Genomic DNA, 15551 nt, shown 5'->3' with positions numbered 1-15551 from the left:
GCCTAGCCATTCAAGGGCACCGATACGACGACCTTCGTCGGCGTCGGCGAGCCACCAGGTGGTTCGACACTGACCGAAATCGCCGACGTCGCTTCGATATTCGGTACCGAGACCCGAGTCGACGGGGTAATCGACGCGGCGTCCATCACGCCGAGGGATTTCGGCGCTCCGGCACCGGGTACCTTCCACATCTGGTAGGCGGTCTGGGCCGTCGGTGCCGGGACATCGTTGAGAACCACGACGGCGGAATTCGCGCTACGCGAGTAGAGCACGGTCATCGTGCCGCCGCCGGGGACCGCCGCCGACGATGTTCGAAGATCGCGAGCCGACATCAGCTGTTCGGCGGCCGATGGTGGCGGCGTGGGGGACTGGCCGAGTCGGGATGCGATGCCGATGCCGCCGAGTGCGACCACGATGACCGCAGCAGCGGCGGCGAGTGCCACGACCAGACGCCGACGTCGTGATGTCAGATCGGTAACCGTAGCGCCCGACGCCGGGGCTACTTCGGCCATGAGTGAATCGTAGGCCCGGGCGGGCGGTGCGAGAGCGAAGGTCGCCGAGTGTGCGGCCAATGTCTCTCGAACCTCGACCACCACCGATTCGAATCGCCTGCGCACATCGGGAGCTGCTGCCGCGAGCGCGAGTGAGATATCGCGTCGTTCGGCGTCGTCGAGCGCGTCGAGTGCGAAGACCTCGGCCAGGTCGAGCAGTTCTTCGGAAGACAATTCAGGCATCGGTGTTCACCCCCGACACGCATTCGCGCAGCCGGCGCAGGCCGTCCCGAATACGCGCCTTGACCGCTGAGAGCCCAAGGCCGAGATCGGTGGCGACCTCGCGGTAGGTGCGGCTGTTGTAGTACGCCGATTCGACCGCTAGTCGTTGCGCGTCGCTTAGCGTGTCCAGGCAGTCGATAACCGTCGCCGACTCGGAGCCGTGCACTACCGCGTCGGCGACGTCGTCGCGCGGCGGTGTGTACGTAGCCGCCGAGTATTTGGCGTCGCGCGTACTCGCGGCCTGTTCGGCCCGCACCCGGTCGACCGAGCGGCGATGCGCGATGGTCAGCAGCCAGGCCATCACCGAGCCGGTGGAGGAGTCGAAGGATCGGGCTGAGCGCCAGACGTTGAGATAGACCTCTTGCAGTACTTCTTCGCTGTAACCCGGATCGCGCAGCACCCGCAGGATGAGACCATAGGTCCGCGCGGACGTGCGGTGATAGAAGTCGCTGAATGCGGCGGTGTCGCCATCCCCGACGCGGACGAGCAGCGCGTCCAAGGTCGTGGCTTCGGCAGACGCCCGCTGATCCATACGTGTCCTTCCGGTCGCTTCCCGACGGTCTCGTATATCCCGCCGATCGTCCACCTCGATTAGGTCCATCCTGCCAGCGCTGGTCGCCATCATCTCAGACCTTGGGTGGCCGTGGGATGAAAAAGCTTGTGCGGCGCTGGTATTCGGCGAATCCAGGACGATTGGCCATATGTTGTTCCAGTAGCCGAGCGCCGGTCGCGAAGACCAGGAAATATGTCATCAGGACCGGCGACACGATCGTCAGCACACCCGGCCAGGCAGCGGCCGATATGCCGAAGATACCCCACCACACGCAAGCGTCCCCGAAATAGTTGGGGTGACGTGTCCACGCCCACAGTCCGCGATCCATCACGACTCCGCGATTGCGCGGATCCGATTTGAAGCGACGCAACTGCCAGTCGCCGGTTGCTTCGAAACCGATCCCGGCGACTGATAGGGCGATCCCCGCGACGGCCAACAACCACCAACCATCATTGACGGGACCGCTCACCGCGGCCACCTGGACCGGCAGTGAGATGACCCATTGAGCGAGCGCCTGGGTGACGAAGATCCGGGTGATGACCGTGATGGTTCGCGCGCCGCCGTGACGTTCCAGGAGGGCGACATAGCGTGGATCCTCACCCGCGCCCGCGCTTTTGCGCCACATATGCCAGGACAGCCGCACACCCCAGACGGTCACGATCGCCGCGAGCGCGATCCGCCGAGTCAGGTCGCCGTCGCCGACGATCAGAGCGACGATCGCGACGGCGACCAGACCGACGCCCCACGCGACATCGACCACGTTGTACCGACCGATCCGGCGCCCGATGACATAGGCGATGGCTTGCACCAGGAACAGTGCGACCGTCGAGTAGAGGGTCACGAGGGCGAAGTCAGACATGATGTCCCTCGCCGTCGTCGACGCTGAAGGTGAACTGTTCGACGTCGAGATAATTCGATCGGAAACCCGCTTCGGAATACGTCAGATAGAAGTGCCACATCCGCACGAAGACGTCATCGCCGCCGGGTGGCAATGACGCCACGCCAACGGTGTCGAATCGATGCCGCCACAACTTCAGCGTCTGTGCGTAATGGGGTGCCATACTCAGGCGGTCGGTGACGCGCAGACCCACCGCCGCCGCGTTGTCGACGACGGCCTGGGTGGATGGGAGCAGGCCGCCGGGGAAGATGTACTTCTGAATCCAGGTATGGGTGTTGCGGCTGGCCAGCATTCGGTCGTGCGGCATCGTGATTGCTTGCAGCGCAATCCTTCCGCCCGGCGTCACGAGGCTTCGAAGGGTTGCGAAATAGGTCGGCCAATAGGCGTAACCGACCGCTTCGATCATCTCGACGGACACCACGGCGTCATACTTCCCGGTCAGGTCGCGATAGTCGGTCAGGGTGATGTCAACGCGATCAGCGAGTCCCGCCGCATTCACCTTGGCCCGCGCTGCTTCGAGTTGTTCACTCGAAAGCGTGACCGAATGAACTCGCGCGCCGCGAGCGGCAGCACGTACGGCCAATTCGCCCCAACCGGTGCCGATTTCGAGTAGTCGTGTTCCCCTCGTCACGCCCGCCTGATCCAGCAAGCGGTCGATCTTTTGTCGTTGTGCCTGCGCGAGACTATCCCAGCGTGCGGCGTCGGGATCATGGAATAGGGCGGCGGAGTAGGTCATGGTCTCGTCGAGAAAGCCGGCGAAGAATTCGTTGGAGAGGTCGTAGTGTCGAGCGATGTTGTTGCGTGAGTTGGTTTTCGCCGGGTCGTCGGAGGCCGGTGGTGAAGTCAGATGGAGGGCCCGTAGGCGTTGTAACCATCGGGGAACCGAGGTGGCGATGATCCCGGCCAGCCGGGTCAGGACGTCGACCAGATCGGGTGAATCCCATTCGCCCGCCATATATGACTCGCCAAGTCCGATCAGTCCGTTGGTCCCGACCCGGCGTGCGAAGGCGTCGGGGTCGGCGATCATCATCGTCGGTGCGTCGATATGCGATGGTGTGCCGGAAGCGATTTCGACGCAGATTCCCGCGCGGTCGGCTGCTCGGCGCAACAGTGACAAGGTGATCGGCGCGGCGACGCGGGCACGTACGCCGGCCGGTACGGACGCCACATCGGGCCACGAGCGGGTGTCTACAACTGGTGGTCGCAGGTGGAATTCCATCGTCATGAGTGTCTCCTCACTCGGGTAGCTGAACGGGGGATGATTCGAAGGCCTTTGCGCCACAGGGCAATTCCTTGAATCCGAATACGTGCCGATACGACGATCGGCGTAAGCGGGGCGCGTAGCTGTGCGGCAACGACGGCGCGGTTGGTTACCGGTACCCTGGTGCCCCGAACCGCAGCATGAAAGGGTTGGCCGCTCGGCGGATACCAAGTGATGTCGATTGCCAGCGCGTCAGCGGGTTCGGGTACGCGCATCGAGTAATGGCCGCCGACGACGTTGAACGGCGACACGTAGAATTCTTTGTCGACACGTGCTCGCGCTTGCTCGTCGGGGACCACTGCGTAACAATGCCTTCCACCGTAAGTGTTATGTACTTCGGCGAGAACGGCATACAGCTGGCCGTCGTCGCGGTGACACCAGTACAGGGTGAGTGGATCGAAGACATAACCCAGTGCGCGAGCGTTGAGCAACGCGGTCACCTTGCCCGCGTGCGGCGTGATGCCGTGGCGTTCGAGTTCGGCGTCGACTCGCCCGCGCAAGGTGTCGAGACCATGCGTCGGCGGAGTCAAATGATCTTGCGCGCGGAAGCTGACGAATGGCCGCAGCCAGCGGGTGATCGGGGTGACGTCGTCGATATCGATGAACCACGACAGGCTCCGGTATCGGAACTGGTGGGCGACCGGCGAGGTGCGTCGGTGGGTGATATCGGTGCGGTACATCGCGCGGGTATGAGTCATCGGCCGACCAGTGCTACCGGGGTCGTCGACTCTTCGGTCCAGCGACCACCGAGTCGCTGCGCCGCGCGAAGGCCGGACAGGGCACCGTCCTCGTGAAAACCCCAGCCACGATAGGCGCCAGCGAAAGCCATTGTGTCCGAGTCAATTTCGTCGAGCCGCGCGGCGGCGCTGACTGCGGAAGTGGTGAAAAGGGGATGCTCGTAGGCCATTTCGTCGATGACCGTGGCCGGGTCGATGAACTCGGAGCCGTTGAGGGTCACCAGCATGCGCGGGCCATCCGACGGCAACCGCATCAGGCGAGTCACGTCATAGGTGACGACGACACCGGAGGTCGCTTTAGCTGACTGCGGCACAAGATAATTCCACGATGCGCGAGCGTTCGCGGTACGCGGCAACACTGATTCGTCGGTATGCAGCAGCGCTCGGTTGGGTGAATAGGTGATGGCGCCCAATAGGTCTCGCTCACGGACAGTGGGATTGGCCAACATTCGCAGCGCCTGATGCGGATGGGTTGCGACAACCGCGGCGTCGAATTCCTCAGATGCTCCGGCCTCGGTGGTCACCGTGACGCCGCCGGACCGGCGCGTCAGTGTGGATACCGCTGTGCCCAGCCTGACGTCGGGCAGACCGTCGGCGATTCGCTCCACATAGCGTGCCGAGCCGCCGACGACGGTGCGCCACGTCGGCGATCCAGAGATCGACAGCATGCCGTGATGATCGAGGAAGGTGAATAGGTGACGGGCGGGATAGTCCAATGCGTCGGCGGGATCACATGACCAGACCGCGGAGACCAGTGGTGTGATGAAGAAATCGCGAAAATCCACGTCGAAGCCGATGTCGTCGAGGAATGCGCGCAATGAGATCGGAGTGGACTCGGTTTCGGTGAGCAGATCGCGCGCGGCGCGGTGAAACTTCGGCACCTGCGTGAGCACCCGCAAATACCGGCGATTGCGCAACGACCTCGCGGTTGGGATCAGGCCCCGGATACCCTTGCCGCCCGCGTATTCCAGACCGACGCCGGGGATAGTGACCGACATCGACATATCTGATTCACGAGTCTGGACCCCGAGTTCGTCGAATAGCCGAATCAGGGTGGGGTAGGTCCGCCGGTTATGCACGATGAAGCCGGTATCGACATGGATGCTCCGGCCGTCGGGTATGGGCACCTCGTGGGTGTGGGCGTGCCCACCGAGGCGGTCATCGGCTTCGAATAGAGTCACGTGGTCGTTGCGAGCCAGCACATGCGCGGCCATCAAGCCGGAGATCCCGGAACCGATGACGGCGAAACGTCGGCGGGTGTCGGAGGACGTCGTCATATTGGGTATTCGGAGCCGCGTCGAGGCCGGATAGGTAGTGGCCTTAGGGTTGTAGGCATGCCTGAGTTCGTCACCCTCGAAACCCACAAAGATCACCCCGGCGTCGGCACCATCGCGCTCAACCGGCCGCCGATGAACGCGCTGAACCGCCAGGTACAGACGGAATTGCAGGCGGCAGCCGAGGAAGCCTCGATCCGCGACGACATCAAAGCCGTTGTCATCTACGGCGGGCCAAAGGTGCTCGCCGCGGGCGCCGACATCAAAGAGATGACCGACATGTCCTACGCGGATATGGCGAAGGTCGCAGGCCGGTTGCAGAGCGCGCTGGGTTCGATTGCCGATATCCCCAAGCCGACCGTCGCTGCGATCACCGGATATGCCCTCGGTGGTGGGCTCGAGGTGGCGCTCGGCGCCGACCGCCGGATCGCCGGCGACAACGCAAAACTGGGTGTCCCCGAAATTCTTCTCGGCGTGATTCCGGGTGGCGGTGGCACACAGCGGCTCGCCCGGCTGATCGGACCGTCGAAGGCCAAGGATTTGGTGTTCACCGGTCGTTTCGTCGGGGCCGACGAAGCGCTGGCGATCGGGTTGGTCGACGAAGTCGTCGCCCCCGATGATGTGTACGACGCCGCTGTCAAGTGGGCCGCGCAGTTCGAGAACGGTGCATCGGTGGCTTTGCGGGCCGCGAAGGCAGCGATCGACCAGGGAATCGAGGTCGACCTGGCTTCCGGCCTCGCCATCGAGGAGCACGTCTTCGCCGGGTTGTTCGCCACCGAAGACCGCAAGATCGGAATGGATTCGTTCATCGAGAATGGTCCAGGTAAGGCTCGATTTACCGGCAAGTAAGATTGCTACACGTTCTACAACCGGAAGCGAAAACCATGACTGCGAATCTCACGCCATCCTCTGATCCGAAGCCGAATCCCCACGCGACTGAGGAAGAGGTGGCCGCCGCCCTCAAGGACACCAAACTCGCCCAGGTGCTCTACCACGACTGGGAAGCGGAGACCTACGACGAGAAGTGGTCGATCTCCTATGACCAGCGTTGCATCGACTACGCGCGTGGCCGATTCGACGCCATCGCCGACGAGTCGGACAAGCTTCCTTATGGCCGGGCGATGGAACTGGGCTGCGGAACGGGATTCTTCCTGCTCAACCTCATGCAGTCCGGGATCGCGGAAAAGGGGTCGGTCACCGACCTCTCACCGGGCATGGTCAAGGTCGCGCTGCGCAACGCGCAGGGCCTTGGCCTCGATGTCGACGGCCGGGTCGCTGACGCCGAGAAGATTCCGTATGACGACAACACCTTCGACCTCGTCGTCGGACACGCGGTACTCCATCACATTCCCGACGTCGAAAAGTCGCTGCGCGAGGTTCTGCGTGTGCTCAAGCCCGGTGGCCGGTTCGTGTTCGCCGGTGAGCCGTCGACTATCGGTGACTTCTACGCGCGCTGGATCTCGCGAGCCACTTGGTTCGCGACCACCAACGTCACCAAGTTGGCTCCGCTGCAGAGTTGGCGTCGCCCACAGGCCGAGCTCGACGAGTCGTCGCGTGCGGCAGCGCTCGAAGCCGTCGTTGACATCCATACCTTCGACCCGGATGAGTTGGCCGGTATCGCCCGCTCGGCTGGTGCCGCCAACGTCAAGACCGCGACCGAAGAACTCGCCGCGGCGTTCCTTGGCTGGCCGGTCCGCACCTTCGAGGCCGCCGTGCCGCCGGAGAAGTTGGGCTGGGGCTGGGGTCGTTTCGCCTTCGGCGGCTGGAAGCGGCTGAGCTGGCTCGATGAGAATGTACTGCGCAAAGTGGTGCCGCCAAAGTTCTTCTACAACGTTATGGTGACTGGGACTAAGGCCGAGTAGGACCTGAATTCGTGAGCTATCAGTTCACGCTCGACGATGTCGCGTTTCTGACATCCCGGCATGGCGTCAAAGCGCTGGAAAACGTCTCGGCACTGGAGCTTTCGGCGGTGTCGATGATCGCCGACGTCGGCGAGGTGAAGAGCCGCTATACGCCGTATGAGGCGGCACTGATCGAGACGGTGCGTTGTCGACGACGAGCGCGGGCGAAATTACGCGCTGCCGACATTTTGTTGCTCACCGACGATGCCGCGCAACAGGCGACGCCAACCCCGGTCGCGGCGTTGCGGGCCGCCGAGATCGGCTACCGGTTTGCCGGCGTAGTCGTCGCCGACGTCACCTGTTCAATCGGTGCTGAACTCCGTGAACTCGTTGCCGCCGAAGGTATTTCAGCGGTGATGGGTAGTGACATCGATCCGGTTCGATTGTCGATGGCCCGGCACAATGTCCCCACTGCGACCCTGTTGCGGGCTGATGCTCTTGCTCCGACGTCGCACGCCGATGTCGTGATCGCCGATCCCGCGCGACGCGTCGGCGGTTCGCGAACCTTCCGATTGGAAGATCTGCAGCCATCGTTGCTCGGGTTGCTCACCACATACGGCGGTCAGCCGCTACTGGTGAAATCCGCACCAGGTATCGACTATCTGGCGTTGCGGGCAAGGTTCGGATTTGACGGACAGGTGCAGATCACCTCACTCGACGGCGGGGTTCGCGAGGCGTGCCTGTGGAACGACGTCGCTGCCGAAGGTCTTGCGGCCCAACGCGCGACAGTGGTGCGCACCCAGGCCGACGGTAGCGTGCGCGTCGAGGAGGTCACCTCCGACGACCCTGATGACTCAGAGGTACGCGGTGCGGGTGAGTGGATCATCGACCCCGACGGTGCGGTGGTCAGGGCTGGGCTGGTGCGTCACTACGCGGTCCGGCACGGGTTGTGGCAACTGGATCCGCAGATCGCCTACCTGTCCGGCGACGCAGTTCCGTTGGGCCAGCGCGGCTTTCGGGTTATCGAACAGGTCGGCGTCGCCGAACGTGGATTGCGTACCGCGCTCGCGGCGCAGGACTGCGGGACGTTGGAGATCTTAGTTCGCGGGCTGGACGTCGATCCGGACAAACTGCGAAAGAAGCTGAAGCTCAAAGGTTCTCGGTCACTGTCGCTGGTATTGACCAGGATCGGAAAGCAGGGCGTCGGATTCATCTGCGAAGCTGGGGTCCGGTTCTAGGGGAACTGGATTGACCTACTCGAACTCGGACTTGCTGTCGAAGAAATAGACCTTGCCGATATTCGTCGCGACCGCGATTTGCCCCTTCGGCGATACCGCGACTCCCGTCGCGAAACCAACCGAATCAGGTAGCGGCAGTGTGCGTTTGGTCTTTCCGTCGGTCGATGACACCTCGGTGAGCGACAGCGAATCCTTGCCCGCATCCCGCACGACAGTCCATGCGGTCTTCGCCTCGGTCAGCGTCGACAGGCTCACCGATTTGAGATCGTCGCGCTGCCATACCTGTTCGGCGTGGTCGCCGGCGTCGTGGATCATCTTCAGCGGTGCCCCGACGACTCCCGCCGGAATTATGTCACCGCTGGGCGACACCGTCATCGTGCCGAATCCGTAGCCGCCGTTCTCGAAGCGCCACTTCACTTTTCCGGTGTCGGCGTGCAGGGCGTAGATCTGCCCCAATCGGCTGTAGGTATATACCGTCTTGCCGTCGGCCGAGAGCGTCGCCGGTCCGATGACGCCGCCGGGAATGTCCGCGTGCCACGCCTCGCGGACAGCGCGTTTTCCGTCGACCACCGAGTAGTCCAATGCGCGGATTTGGGAGGCGATGGCACCATTTGGCCAGAAGTTGATGAACATCCGCTCGGCGCCGATATCCACTGCAGCGGGTGCCGGAATGGCACAGCGTGGCCCATTGGTGACGCAGTCCCCGAAGCCGTACAGGCCGTCCTCGGGATGGATGTCGGGCCGCAGTCGTACTTCGGGCGCGACGAAGGTGTTGGTCTGGGTGTCGAGCAGGAGGACCTGCCCCTGTGTGGTCGCGGCCAGTACGACACCCGGTGCGACGAACTTCGACGACAGCGGGACCCCGATCACCGGCATTCGCCAGCGAATCGCACCGCCGGCGTTAAAAGCGAGGAACGCGGTCGACTCGCCGATATACGGCTGGTCGTACTGATCGACGAGTAGGGAATTGACCGCGACACCGTCACGCATTCGCTTGCAGAAGTTTTTCCTGCCCGAATTCGGGTCGAGGACGAGGAGATTACAGCCGCTCGGCGTCGTAGCCGTGACCCCGACATTCGACTGGTTCGACAGCGTGATCGGCGCAGTGATCGGTCCGCCGGTCGGCCGGGACCAACGCAATGCCAGGTCGTCGGGGACGCTTGGATAGGCGTAGTTGGAATTCGCGGCATTGCCGCCGAAACTCGACCATCCCGGGCTGGCAACCGAACGAACGTCGATGTGACCGTCGGAGCAGGAAACGAGCGCGGTCGCGGTCACCGCGACGGTAGCGACTCCGACGGCGACCCGAACTGCACCGGATAGTCGGCGGACCACTGCACGCATCTGTTCTCCTCGCTGATTCGACGCCGTCGGTCTGGCATCAACGCATGTGAGCCTATCGTGTGCCGACCCGTGGTCGACCGACCACGGGTCCGCCCACCCGGCGCGCCGGTGTCGAGCGATAAAGTCGACCGGATATCCGATACGGATAGTGCGTAGTGCGATGGGAGATCACCGATGACGACGATGTGGAATGCGTCCTATAAATCGCGCTGGCGGGCGGGCCGTCGACGCGACCCGATGCAGGCGCGTTTCGTGACTCGTGACTCGTTGCGCTGGGTGTTGTCCAATCGCGCGTACAGCCCGTGGTATCTGGTGCGCTATTACCGGCTCTTCCGGTTTCGGGCCGCCAATCCGCATATCGTGCTGCGTGGCATGGTCTTCCTGGGCCGCAACGTCGAGATCCATGCGACACCTGAATTGGCGCGGATGGAGATCGGTCGGTGGGTCCATATCGGCGACGGCAACTCACTGCGTGCGCACGAGGGCAGTATGCGTATCGGCGACAAAGTGGTCTTCGGCGCCAACAATGTCGTCAACTCATACCTCGATCTTGAAATCGGGGCGTCGACTCTGGTCGCCGACTGGTGCTACATCTGCGACTTCGACCACAAGATGGACAATATCGAGATGCCGATCAAAGACCAGGGCATCGTCAAGGGGCCGGTGCGGATCGGCGCCGACACCTGGGTTGCGGCGAAAGTCTCGGTGTTGCGCAACACAACCGTTGGTCGTGGCTGCGTCCTTGGCTCGCACGCCGTCGTGAAAGGCGTCATCCCGGACTATTCGATCGCGGTCGGCGCTCCGGCCCGCGTGGTGAAAAACCGGCTCGACGACTGGAATTCCAATGCGGCCCAGCGCGCGGAACTTGAACGCGCACTGGCCGACATCGAACGTAAGAAGGCGGCCGCGAAGGCCGACCAGCGCGGCGTCTGACGTCCGCGCCTATTTTGCTCAGCCTGGTAGGACGCTGCGCCCCTCGCTGGGCTGCACCACGACGAATCCGGGGCCGTGGAAAGCGAGCTGGAATGCTTCACCCGAGCCGCGACCGATCAGTGCCCCGAGTTTCATATCGTTCTTGATGGTTGGCTGCAGACCTGCCGACCAGCACACCGCGGCCTGTGGGTCGACGAAGGTCGGCTGCTTTGAACAGTCGAGTACCAGCGGGGTCCCGTGACAGGTGACGCCCGCGGTGCCGTGACCGGCGACCTCGAGGTTGAACAGTCCACCGGCGAGCATGCCGGCATTGCCAATAGTGGTGATCTTCCACTGGAGGTCGGCGTCGAAGGCAAGCAAGCTCGACGTATTGATGGTGATGGCGTCGCCCTCCAGCTGCAGCGTGAAGACGTTGTGGTTGTTCTGCGCGAAGTAGACCTCGCCCTGGCCCGAAACGCGCATCATCTGGCCGCCCTCGTTGGTCACCGCGCGTTTGAGGAAGTTTCCGACGCTGCCGGCGCCTTCGTGTCTGAACTGGAACTGGCCCTGATAGGCGACCATCGCGCCCTTCGCGGCCAGGACGTCGGGGCCGAATCCGACGCGGAGCATCTTGGTGGATTGAAGGCTCCATCGTTCCTGGCTGGTTACCGCTTGGTTGGCCTGGTCAAAGATATTGCTACGCATCAGTTCTCCTATGGCATTTGCGATGATGCATCGATCCTACGACAGGCCGGTGTCCGTTTTGTGAAGCTGGTCCCCACTCGGTGAAAATCGTCCGAATAACTGTGCGGGAAGGGCATATTGCCCTTCCCGCACAGTTATTCGGACGATTTTCTCATGGGGGCTAGGCCGGCCTATTCGGATCCCGTTCCGGCAGTGGACGTTCGACGATATTCGGGCGCCCGATGGCGTGCCGGACCCGACGTTTGGCGGCCAGGTACACACCGGCCGTCCGTTCGGCTACCTCGCCCCAGGAGAAGTCTTCGGTTAGTTGTTCACGGGCGCGACGGGCGCGATTCGACGCTGCGGCTGGATCGTTGAGGGTGGCTCGCACGGCTGCGGCCAGTCCGGTGACGTCGGCTGGCGGGAAGGTCATCCCGGACACGCCGTCGACGACTGCCTCGCCCAGGCCACCCGCGGTCGAAACCACAAGGGGCGCACCGGTTGCCGCGGCTTCCAGTGCGACAATGCCGAACGGTTCGTAGCGACTGGGCAGCACGATCGCGTCGCAGCGGTGCATCAGGTCGACGAGGCCCTCGTGATCGACGCCGCCGATGAACTCGACCGCTCCGGAAACCCGATGGCGTTTTGCCTGTTCGGTGAGCCAGTCCAGTTGCGTACCCGCACCAGCGATCGTCACCGTCGTACCGGGGTGGCTGCGCCGGATACGCGGGAGTGCGGCGAGCAGATCCTGCACGCCTTTCTCATATTCCAGTCGTCCGGCGAATAGCAGCTCAGGCCCGCCGGTTCGCACCGGCCGCTCCGCGAAAGGCCAAGTGGCGATGTCGATTCCGTTGTGGATGACGCTGATCTCGGGAATGTCGGGCCCGAAGAGTCGATTCACCTCGTCGCGCATCGACGTCGAGCAGGTGATCAATGCATCGGACTCAGCCGCCAGCCACCACTCGACTGAGTGCACCTGCCGGTTGACTGGACCCGATACCCAGCCGCTATGACGGCCCGCTTCGGTCGCGTGAATCGTGGAAACCAGTGGGATGTCGAAGAATTCGGCGAGTGCGATGGCCGGATGCGCGACTAGCCAGTCATGTGCGTGCACGACGTCGGGCACCCACGGCTCACCGGTATTGGTAGCACCGAACGCAGCCATCTTCAGGCCCGCGCGGATCAGTGAGTGACCCATCGCGAGAGTCCAGGCCATCATGTCGTTGCCGAAATCGAATGCGCCGGGGTCCTCAGCAGCAGCGATCACCCGGACACCTTCGACCCGATGATCGACGGTGGGGTGAGTGAGGGCGTCGGTACCCGTCGGTCGTCGGGTCAATACGACGACGTCGTTGCCGTCGGCGGCCAGTTTGATGGCGAGATTATGTACATGTCGGCCCAGTCCACCTACGACGACAGGTGGGTACTCCCAGGATACGAGCAGGATTTTCATCTCAGATCCCTTCGGATGGTGACCGCTGGGACCGCGGGACCGATTCGATTACGTCCAGCGTCGCGGGCAACCTGCGCGCGTCGATCTCCGCGAATAGATTGTCCGCGCGATTCCAGTTCGCCGCCAGTCGAGCTGCGGTCTGGGAGCGGCCTGACGCCGCGGCATCGCAGATCTCCCGCGTGGCATGCGCGTGTTTGTGCGCGCGATCGGTGGCATATCCGGCAGCGGTGTCTTTGGAGACCATGAACGGCCAGTCCGATGACACTGTCAGCAACGCTTCACGCAGAATTTGATCACTCACCCGATCGCGGAATGTCATTGGGTGACTTGCCATTTGCTTGTCGACGGTGTCGAGCGCGGTCTCGACGACCTCAGCGTTGAGATCGACGAAATGCTCGACCTGAGGTCCGGCCCAGACTCGCCAATCCTTACCCGATCCCCACGATGAATCGGTGAGTTCGACTGGCGCGCCGACGAATCCGTCACGTCGCGCGTTGTCGAGGGTTCCGACGGTGACTCCTGCCTCGGGCAGGCGACGTAGGACGCGTTCGAGCCATTGTGGACCCTCATGCCACCAATGGCCGAAGAGTTCGGTATCGAAGGCGGCGACTACGAGTGCGTCGCGGCCGATGCGCTGGGACTCGTCGATGAGACGTTGTCGGACATGACTCACGAATTCGTCAACATGGCGGTCCAGAACGGCGTCCACGCGTACGGGGTCGTACGGAGCTTTGTCGGGGCCATCAACGGTACGACCGGTAACCCGGGCGAGTTTCAAGCCCGACTCATGGTCGTAGGTGTGGAAGTCGCGGTATGCGGCGTGACCCGGATATCCCGATTTCGGCGACCATACGCGGTAACTGACCTGTAGATCACGACCGAAGGCGACGACATCGGTGTCACCGATGGGACGGCCCAGGGCAGTATCGCCGCGCAGGGTTGGGCCGTCGACCATGAAATGTGCGACGCCCGCAGCGGAGTATTCGGCTTCCATGCCGGGGGTGAACGCGCATTCGGGTGCCCAGATGCCGGTCGGGACATGCCCCCACCGCCGCCGCGCATCGGCGAGACCCTCGGCAAGGGAGAATCTGCGCAGTCGGGAGTGAAGGAGGGGCTGGAACGGATGTGCCAGCGGTCCGCCGAGTAGTTCGATCACGCCGGTGTCGATCAGCGGCCGGATGGCCGCGCTCCCGCCGTGCCGCCAGTGCTGTTCGAAGTCGGTCAAAGCGGCTGCGGCCGAACGATATTCGCGATTGCCGTGTTCACGCCGGATCGGATCCCGGCTGGTTGCCAATTCCATCGCGCGCAGTTGCCAATCCGCGAGCCATTCATACATCGACGCGGTTGTGTGCGGGTCGTCGAGCTGCGCGGCGAGGACGGGCGTGATACCCAGGGACACTTGGTTTTTCATACCATCGTCGGCGAGGCGACGGAGAACGTCGAAGACCGGCTGGTACGACGCTGCCCAGGACTGGTAGAGCCATTCCTCGCCGACGGGCCACCGCCCGTGGTTGGCGAGCCACGGGAGATGCGAATGCAGGACCAGGGTGAACTGTCCGGGAACGTGGTCGGTCATGATCCCCGAGTCGTCAAGGCAAGGAGATCAAGACTTGCGTCGACGTCGCCGGGACGGATCGCGAAATCGGCAGTGGTGACGCCTGCGACGTCGGCGGTCAGCGATGCTGGCCACGGTTCCCCGGCCAGGGCTCGATTGATCTGTGCGTCGATGATCGATCCGTCCCATTTTGCGTCGAGATCGAGTAGAGCGTCGCCGTGATGTACGCCGAGCATTTCGGGAATGTCGAAGCCGTTCTCGACGAGGAGTTCGGTAAGTTCCAGCGCGTTGAGTTCACGGGTGTGGAACGGGTTGAGGGGGGTGTCGCGCCCCGGTGAGAAGGTGATGCGATTCGGCGTCGAGATGAGCAGACGACCGCCTGGTCGCAGCACGCGCGCGCATTCGCGGATGAACAGTGGCTGATCCCACAGGTGCTCGATGACTTGAAAGTTCACCACGACGTCGACCGATTCGTCGGCGAGCGGCAGGTCGATCAGGTTGCCCTGGTGGACGGTCAACTGGGGATAGCGGGCACGAGTGTGTTCGACCGCGGAGACGTCATAGTCGACGCACACGACAGCCGCTGCGCGCGTCGACAACATCGACGCTCCGTATCCTTCGCCGGAACCGGCCTCCAGCACGTCTTTGCCGGCGACGGCGTCGAGGATGTATTCATAGGCCACCTCGTGCCGACGGAACCAGTAGTTCTCCTCGGGAATTCCGGGGCTGGTCCGCTCACCGGTCAGGGCAAGAGTTTCCTGGTCAGTGGCGGTATTTGACGCATCGGTCGCAGCGCTCGTTGATTCGGTCATCCCTTTGAGGGTAGCCGTAGGGGGATAGGCAGCGACAATTGATCCTACTGACCAGTCATATGGTGCGGCCAAGGGGGCGAATCGGGGCGTTGCCTGCGGCGCGACCGGGTGAACTTGTTTCAATTCGATGCGGTTGGGTTGGCTGGAATTCGAGTCATCGCCGCTGGGGCAGCCACTGATACTGTGATGTCAGTATTGCGAATCGTGAATACCGGT

Annotated in this window: 15 protein-coding genes; 4 read left to right on the top strand and 11 right to left on the bottom strand. The window is 63.1% G+C overall.

The window, feature by feature from the left end:
* Positions 1 to 2 precede the first annotated feature (2 nt).
* The 6 genes from AAFP29_RS20145 to AAFP29_RS20120 all read right to left on the bottom strand — a co-directional run bounded on the left by AAFP29_RS20145 (position 3) and on the right by AAFP29_RS20120 (position 5499).
* Positions 3 to 734 carry an anti-sigma factor domain-containing protein gene (locus tag AAFP29_RS20145; RefSeq protein WP_419219176.1) on the bottom strand — a complete coding sequence of 244 codons (732 nt, stop codon included), beginning with the start codon at positions 732 to 734 and terminating at the stop codon, positions 3 to 5.
* Complete coding sequence (gene sigK, locus AAFP29_RS20140; RefSeq protein WP_419219175.1) at positions 727 to 1305, bottom strand: ECF RNA polymerase sigma factor SigK; 579 nt, start codon at positions 1303 to 1305, stop codon at positions 727 to 729. The genes AAFP29_RS20145 and sigK overlap by 8 nt, the downstream gene beginning before the upstream one ends.
* Before the next feature lie 94 nt (positions 1306 to 1399).
* Positions 1400 to 2185, bottom strand: coding sequence for a DUF1295 domain-containing protein (locus AAFP29_RS20135; RefSeq protein ID WP_419219174.1), 786 nt, complete (start codon positions 2183 to 2185; stop codon positions 1400 to 1402).
* Positions 2178 to 3449: a class I SAM-dependent methyltransferase gene (locus AAFP29_RS20130; protein WP_419219173.1), complete on the bottom strand. Its 1272-nt coding sequence runs from the start codon at positions 3447 to 3449 to the stop codon at positions 2178 to 2180. Before AAFP29_RS20130 ends, AAFP29_RS20135 begins: the two co-directional genes overlap by 8 nt.
* Positions 3446 to 4183 carry a DUF1365 domain-containing protein gene (locus AAFP29_RS20125; protein ID WP_419219172.1) on the bottom strand — a complete coding sequence of 246 codons (738 nt, stop codon included), beginning with the start codon at positions 4181 to 4183 and terminating at the stop codon, positions 3446 to 3448. The genes AAFP29_RS20130 and AAFP29_RS20125 overlap by 4 nt, the downstream gene beginning before the upstream one ends.
* Positions 4180 to 5499 carry an NAD(P)/FAD-dependent oxidoreductase gene (locus AAFP29_RS20120; RefSeq protein ID WP_419219171.1) on the bottom strand — a complete coding sequence of 440 codons (1320 nt, stop codon included), beginning with the start codon at positions 5497 to 5499 and terminating at the stop codon, positions 4180 to 4182. The genes AAFP29_RS20125 and AAFP29_RS20120 overlap by 4 nt, the downstream gene beginning before the upstream one ends.
* A gap of 57 nt (positions 5500 to 5556) precedes the next feature.
* Between AAFP29_RS20120 and AAFP29_RS20115 the strand changes: the two genes are divergently transcribed.
* The 3 genes from AAFP29_RS20115 to AAFP29_RS20105 are packed head-to-tail and all read left to right on the top strand — an operon-like array spanning position 5557 to position 8575.
* Positions 5557 to 6345, top strand: coding sequence for an enoyl-CoA hydratase/isomerase family protein (locus AAFP29_RS20115; protein ID WP_419219170.1), 789 nt, complete (start codon positions 5557 to 5559; stop codon positions 6343 to 6345).
* A gap of 35 nt (positions 6346 to 6380) precedes the next feature.
* A complete protein-coding gene (locus AAFP29_RS20110; protein ID WP_419219169.1) occupies positions 6381 to 7358 on the top strand; it encodes a class I SAM-dependent methyltransferase in 978 nt (325 codons plus the stop codon).
* A gap of 11 nt (positions 7359 to 7369) precedes the next feature.
* The gene (locus AAFP29_RS20105) at positions 7370 to 8575 is read left to right on the top strand and encodes a THUMP-like domain-containing protein (protein WP_419219168.1); all 1206 of its coding nucleotides are present in this window, start codon (positions 7370 to 7372) and stop codon (positions 8573 to 8575) included.
* 15 nt (positions 8576 to 8590) lie between these two features.
* Here the strand turns inward: AAFP29_RS20105 and AAFP29_RS20100 are convergent, their stop codons facing one another.
* On the bottom strand, positions 8591 to 9919 hold the full coding sequence (locus AAFP29_RS20100; RefSeq protein ID WP_419219167.1) for a PQQ-binding-like beta-propeller repeat protein: 1329 nt from the start codon (positions 9917 to 9919) through the stop codon (positions 8591 to 8593).
* A 174-nt stretch (positions 9920 to 10093) separates the two neighbouring features.
* On the opposite strand from AAFP29_RS20100, the gene AAFP29_RS20095 reads away from it, so the two are divergent.
* Positions 10094 to 10852, top strand: a complete 759-nt coding sequence (locus AAFP29_RS20095) for an acyltransferase (RefSeq protein ID WP_419219166.1) — start codon at positions 10094 to 10096, stop codon at positions 10850 to 10852.
* A gap of 18 nt (positions 10853 to 10870) precedes the next feature.
* On the opposite strand, the gene AAFP29_RS20090 is transcribed toward AAFP29_RS20095, so the two are convergent.
* The 4 genes from AAFP29_RS20090 to AAFP29_RS20075 all read right to left on the bottom strand — a co-directional run bounded on the left by AAFP29_RS20090 (position 10871) and on the right by AAFP29_RS20075 (position 15335).
* Positions 10871 to 11536: an AIM24 family protein gene (locus AAFP29_RS20090; protein ID WP_419219165.1), complete on the bottom strand. Its 666-nt coding sequence runs from the start codon at positions 11534 to 11536 to the stop codon at positions 10871 to 10873.
* A gap of 160 nt (positions 11537 to 11696) precedes the next feature.
* Positions 11697 to 12968: a glycosyltransferase family 4 protein gene (locus tag AAFP29_RS20085; protein WP_419219164.1), complete on the bottom strand. Its 1272-nt coding sequence runs from the start codon at positions 12966 to 12968 to the stop codon at positions 11697 to 11699.
* A gap of 1 nt (position 12969) precedes the next feature.
* On the bottom strand, positions 12970 to 14544 hold the full coding sequence (locus tag AAFP29_RS20080) for a 1,4-alpha-glucan branching protein domain-containing protein (RefSeq protein WP_419219163.1): 1575 nt from the start codon (positions 14542 to 14544) through the stop codon (positions 12970 to 12972).
* Entirely contained in the window at positions 14541 to 15335 is a 795-nt protein-coding gene (locus tag AAFP29_RS20075) for a class I SAM-dependent methyltransferase (protein ID WP_419219162.1), read from the bottom strand. The genes AAFP29_RS20080 and AAFP29_RS20075 overlap by 4 nt, the downstream gene beginning before the upstream one ends.
* Positions 15336 to 15551: the final 216 nt, after the last annotated feature.

Source organism: Gordonia sp. CPCC 205333 (assembly GCF_048537885.1).
In the GTDB taxonomy this organism is placed as follows: Bacteria; Actinomycetota; Actinomycetes; order Mycobacteriales; family Mycobacteriaceae; genus Gordonia.
The sequence above is the reverse complement of the archived record's forward strand: the minus strand, read 5'-3'. Positions and strand labels throughout refer to the sequence as shown.

Bases quoted from the DNA above. Each gene is read 5' to 3' on its own strand.
- AAFP29_RS20145 (WP_419219176.1), bottom strand. From the start codon at position 734: ATGCCTGAATTGTCTTCCGAAGAACTGCTCGACCTGGCCGAGGTCTTC.
- sigK (WP_419219175.1), bottom strand. From the start codon at position 1,305: ATGGATCAGCGGGCGTCTGCCGAAGCCACGACCTTGGACGCGCTGCTC.
- AAFP29_RS20135 (WP_419219174.1), bottom strand. From the start codon at position 2,185: ATGTCTGACTTCGCCCTCGTGACCCTCTACTCGACGGTCGCACTGTTC.
- AAFP29_RS20130 (WP_419219173.1), bottom strand. From the start codon at position 3,449: ATGACGATGGAATTCCACCTGCGACCACCAGTTGTAGACACCCGCTCG.
- AAFP29_RS20125 (WP_419219172.1), bottom strand. From the start codon at position 4,183: ATGACTCATACCCGCGCGATGTACCGCACCGATATCACCCACCGACGC.
- AAFP29_RS20120 (WP_419219171.1), bottom strand. From the start codon at position 5,499: ATGACGACGTCCTCCGACACCCGCCGACGTTTCGCCGTCATCGGTTCC.
- AAFP29_RS20115 (WP_419219170.1), top strand. From the start codon at position 5,557: ATGCCTGAGTTCGTCACCCTCGAAACCCACAAAGATCACCCCGGCGTC.
- AAFP29_RS20110 (WP_419219169.1), top strand. From the start codon at position 6,381: ATGACTGCGAATCTCACGCCATCCTCTGATCCGAAGCCGAATCCCCAC.
- AAFP29_RS20100 (WP_419219167.1), bottom strand. From the start codon at position 9,919: ATGCGTGCAGTGGTCCGCCGACTATCCGGTGCAGTTCGGGTCGCCGTC.
- AAFP29_RS20095 (WP_419219166.1), top strand. From the start codon at position 10,094: ATGACGACGATGTGGAATGCGTCCTATAAATCGCGCTGGCGGGCGGGC.
- AAFP29_RS20090 (WP_419219165.1), bottom strand. From the start codon at position 11,536: ATGCGTAGCAATATCTTTGACCAGGCCAACCAAGCGGTAACCAGCCAG.
- AAFP29_RS20085 (WP_419219164.1), bottom strand. From the start codon at position 12,968: ATGAAAATCCTGCTCGTATCCTGGGAGTACCCACCTGTCGTCGTAGGT.
- AAFP29_RS20080 (WP_419219163.1), bottom strand. From the start codon at position 14,544: ATGACCGACCACGTTCCCGGACAGTTCACCCTGGTCCTGCATTCGCAT.
- AAFP29_RS20075 (WP_419219162.1), bottom strand. From the start codon at position 15,335: ATGACCGAATCAACGAGCGCTGCGACCGATGCGTCAAATACCGCCACT.